General features: G+C 35.0%; 3 protein-coding genes and 1 pseudogene. 2 read left to right on the top strand and 2 right to left on the bottom strand.

Annotated features, from left to right (window positions below; translation table 11 throughout):
- Positions 1–51: 51 nt before the first annotated feature.
- Positions 52–876, top strand: a pseudogene (locus OZD67_RS06320) (IS5 family transposase).
- Between the two features lie 7 nt (positions 877–883).
- On the opposite strand, the gene OZD67_RS03385 reads toward OZD67_RS06320, so the two are convergent.
- Entirely contained in the window at positions 884–2,581 is a 1,698-nt protein-coding gene (locus OZD67_RS03385; RefSeq protein WP_182182970.1) for a recombinase family protein, read from the bottom strand.
- A complete protein-coding gene (locus OZD67_RS03380; RefSeq protein ID WP_259346609.1) occupies positions 2,484–2,879 on the bottom strand; it encodes a hypothetical protein in 396 nt (131 codons plus the stop codon). The genes OZD67_RS03385 and OZD67_RS03380 overlap by 98 nt, the downstream gene beginning before the upstream one ends.
- A gap of 119 nt (positions 2,880–2,998) precedes the next feature.
- Here OZD67_RS03380 and OZD67_RS03375 point away from each other — a divergent pair.
- Positions 2,999–4,319: IS110 family RNA-guided transposase (locus OZD67_RS03375; protein WP_274999611.1), on the top strand; the 1,321-nt coding region annotated here is incomplete at its 3' end.

Below are 4,319 nucleotides of genomic sequence, written 5' to 3'. Positions count from 1 at the left end.
TAGACTTCTTTCAAAATTGAGAGAAGGAGTGTAAGATGAAATATTTGAAAGGTGAAATATAAAGAAATAAAGGAGTTAGAAGGAGAAAAATTTCGACGTTTAACAGGTGTAAAAAAAGCAACATTCGAGAGAATGGTAGAAATTCTGGATGAGGAAGACAGAAGAAAAAAAGCTAGAAGCGGGAGAAAAAGTAAGCTTTGCGTAGAAGACAGGCTACTTATGACACTGGAATACATAAGAGAATATCGCACATATTTTCATATAGGACAAAGTTATGGCATGAGTGAAAGTAACTGTTTTAAAATAGTAAAGTGGGTAGAGGACACATTAATAAAACATCCAGATTTTGCATTACCTGGGAAAAAAGATCTATTAAATAGTAGTGTAAAATACGAAGTTTTGGTAATAGGTGGAACTGAAACCCCAGTAGAGAAGCCAAAAAAAAGCAAAAACGCTTTTACTCTGGAAAGAAAAAAAGGCATACTATAAAAACACAAATAGTAACAGAGAAGAAGAGTAAAAAGGTCATTTGTACATCTTTTTCAAATGGTAGGAAGCACGATTTTCGGATATTTAAAGAATCAAAGGCTGCCGGGAACTAAAATCTTAGCTGATGCTGGCTACAGAGGAATGCAAAGGATAGATAAAAATGTTGAATTACCACACAGAAAAACGAAAAAGAATCCGTTGAGCAAAGAACAAAAAAGAGAGAACAGAGCTCTTTCTAGCCAAAGGGTAATGGTTGAAAACTTAATTGGCTTATTGAAAAGGTTTAAAATCATCTCGGACAGGTATAGAAATAGACGAAAACGTTTTGGTTTAAGATTTAATTTGATTGCTGCCATTCACAATTTTGAGCTCTCACATGAATTTTGAAAGAAGTCTATTGAAACAAGAGTCCAGTGTCAAGCACTGGAATGACACCTAGGGGGCTTGGATGACACCATTCTTTTTTCTGGATCCCAGTGTCTGTACGACTAGTACAACATTGCATAATTCTATTATGCATATTTTGATCAAAATTTGCAAGACTTTTTATGCGAAATACTATGTATAGGTGATTGTGGTTGATTTCAATTTGATGAATTAACATTCTAATAATATTTTGCTTAGTCTGCCAATCTACCAGATCAAGCTTTGATTCAACGCTTGAGGAAAAGTTTTTCAAGCTATCTGTAACAAGGCTCAGTTCTTGTTGTAACTTCTTTTGATCAAGTACTTTTTCTTTCTCCTCTTCAATTTCTTTCAAATGCTGTTTCATTGTTGTAATTCTTGGCTCAAATTCTTCTTGGCTTATAAACCCTTTGGCATAGCTATCAATAAATTTTTTGATACTTAATCTTAGCTTACTTTCTTGCTTTTCACGTGTTTGATTATGTAAAGGTTTTTTGTTCTCTGATAATCTACGTTGATATTCATTTGCAATCCTATCTAGCTCTTTTAAGATACTCTTGACTTCTTCCCATATAACTCCATCTAATATATCAGTGCGTATTGATTTATTATCGCAGATTTTATTGCCATTAAATTTGCTAGAGTTTGTACCAGAGCAACGATAGTAATAATATGTCGACTTTTTATGAACGTGGTTTGTACCACAATAAGTATATTGACAACGTTGGCATACCATTAAACCTTGTAATAAATATGTTTCTTTTCTTTGCCGTGCTCTTGCCCTTTGTCTATTTTCAACTAGTTGTGCTTGCACTGAATCAAATAAATTATCATTGATTATTTTTGGCACTGGAACATAAACCCAGTTTTCTTTATCATTACTAAAATGACCATTTTTGAGTTTACCGCAAGTTCCTTTTTTTGATTTCCTCACTTGTGGCTTCGAGCATGCCTTAGTTTTACCATAAGCTGCTTGTCCTATATAAGCAGGATTTCTTAACATTTTCCAAATAGTACTTCTTTTCCAACGGTCCTTTCCTGTTTGTGTTATTACCGATATCTCGCTAAGTCTACGTATAACTTCATTGATGCTTATTCTTTCTTGACCAACCCAATTAAATATTTTGCATACTACATCTGCTTCTTCTTGATTAATTTCAAACTGAGCACTTCCTTCACCTACATGTTTTGCTATGTAGCGATAACCATAAGGTGCATTACTCATTACGCTTATACGGCCAGTTTTAGCTGCATGGAGTTTTCCTCTGCGATTACGTTCCATAATCTTTGCACGTTCGTACTCTGCTACTAATCCTTGGATTCCTAAAAACATATTAGATTCTGGGTTATCCTCAAATTTATGATTTAAGAAAATAACCTCTGATCCTGCTTTTCTAAACTCTTCGAGTAAGAGCGCTTGGTATGCAGATTTCCGTGATAGACGATCAGGTGAATGAATATATATCTTATCAATCTTACCTTCTGCTACTCTATCACGTAAACTCTCTAAGCTAGGACGTTCTAAATTTGATCCACTGTAGCCATTATCAACAAACCTGCGCTCATCTAATAACTCATGTCCATCACTACTAATGCGACGCTCCAACTCTACAATCTGACTCTCTATTGTATTCTCCTGTGCCTGTTGTCTTGATGAAACTCTTGCATACAAGCTTACCGTTACCATTTTCTTCTACCTCCTTTATTTTATATTTCAATAATTGTTCATAAGCATTTGCCAAATATGTACCCGCCAACCTGTGAGGTTCATAACGGCAATTAATAGTTAATTCCCCTTTTTGCATGTTTTTCTTCTTGTGAATTTTTTTATAGGTTAGGAGCATCGAACAAGGAAAAATCTTGTTAAACCTGAAAGAAACTATTTTATCCAGTGCTATAACAATTTTTAAATATAATTTATTAAGAAGTATTTTTGCAGTTATAACCGGACGCTCAATGGTGCTAGAGTGCCCGTTTGGGAGCATGGTTTTGGAGGAACGGTTAAACCACTGATGGAGTCTATTACGACTACCTCGATTAGAAGATTGTATAATCTAACCGTCCCAAGCTTAAATACTTCTTCATTATAAGTTATAGGAGGTCAATTACAATGACAAAAAGTAAATTAGAGGTAATGAATCCTGATGCAGCAGGGATAGATGTTGGTTCGGCTGTACATTATGTATGTATACCCGAGAGAAGAGATGAGCAACGTGTTCAAAAATTTGGCTGCTTCACTGAAGACCTTCATAATTTAGCAAGGTGGTTAAAAAAGTGTAAAGTTACAACCGTAGCGATGGAATCAACTGGTGTATATTGGATTCCTTTGTTTCAAATACTGGAATCTTACGGTTTTGAAGTTAAGTTGGTAAATGCGCGACATGTAAAAAATGTACCTGGGAGAAAGTCAGATGTTCAGGACTGTCAGTGGTTACAACAACTACATAGTTATGGATTACTCCAAGGGTCATTTAGGCCAGATAGCCAGATATGTGTATTGCGTAGTTACGTGCGACAACGTAAGAACCTCACTGAAAGTGCATCTACACATGTTCTGCGTATGCAGAAGGCATTAATTCAAATGAATATACAACTGCATAGAGTTATAAGAGATATAACAGGAGTAACTGGTATGAAAATTATCAAGGCTATAATTAAAGGCGAAAGAGATTCTGGGAAATTGGCTCAATTCAGGGATGCACGAATAAAAAATGATCAGTCTACTATAGCAAAAGCGTTAGCTGGCGATTATAGAGAGGAACATGTATTCACGCTAAAGCAAGAATTTGAACTATATAATATTTATCAAGAAAAAATAGCAGAATGTGATAGAAATATTGAGGTCTATTACAAAACGTTTGAAACAAAATCTAACGAAAGTAAACAGTTGAGTAAGGAAAAGAATAAGCACAGAAAAAGTAAGCCTGACTTTGCTTTGCACGAGGAACTGCACCGAATAACTGGTATGGATTTTACTAAAGTTCCAGGGCTTGATATACTAAGTATACAGACTATAATTTCAGAAACTGGTATAAACCATAATAAATGGTCAACAGAAAAACACTTTTCATCGTGGTTAGGACTCAGCCCTGCCAATAAAATTACAGGAGAAAAAGTGTTTAGCACAAGAACGCGTAAAGTCATTAATCGTGCTGCGAATGCATTTCGAATGGCTGCTAATTCTGTAGGAAATAGTAAAAGTTCATTGGGTGCATACTACAGGAGATTAAAAAAACGATTAGGAGCACCAAAAGCAATAACAGCTACTGCAAGAAAAATAGCATGCATATTTTATAGTATGCTCAAATACGGACAAGAATATGTAGAAAAAGGAATGGAATACTATGAAACACGATATAAGGAGAGAGCTGTAAAAAATTTGATCAAAAAGGCACGAGAATTTGGCTATACTTTAGTGCAACAAG

This window comes from Wolbachia endosymbiont of Drosophila nikananu (assembly GCF_028981865.1).
Classification (GTDB): domain Bacteria; phylum Pseudomonadota; class Alphaproteobacteria; order Rickettsiales; family Anaplasmataceae; genus Wolbachia; species Wolbachia pipientis_B.
This window is presented reverse-complemented; position numbering and strand designations above follow the sequence as displayed.

Excerpts from the sequence above, each read along its gene's own strand:
- OZD67_RS03385 (WP_182182970.1), bottom strand. The coding sequence starts at position 2,581 with ATGGTAACGGTAAGCTTGTATGCAAGAGTTTCATCAAGACAACAGGCA.
- OZD67_RS03380 (WP_259346609.1), bottom strand. The coding sequence starts at position 2,879 with ATGCTCCCAAACGGGCACTCTAGCACCATTGAGCGTCCGGTTATAACT.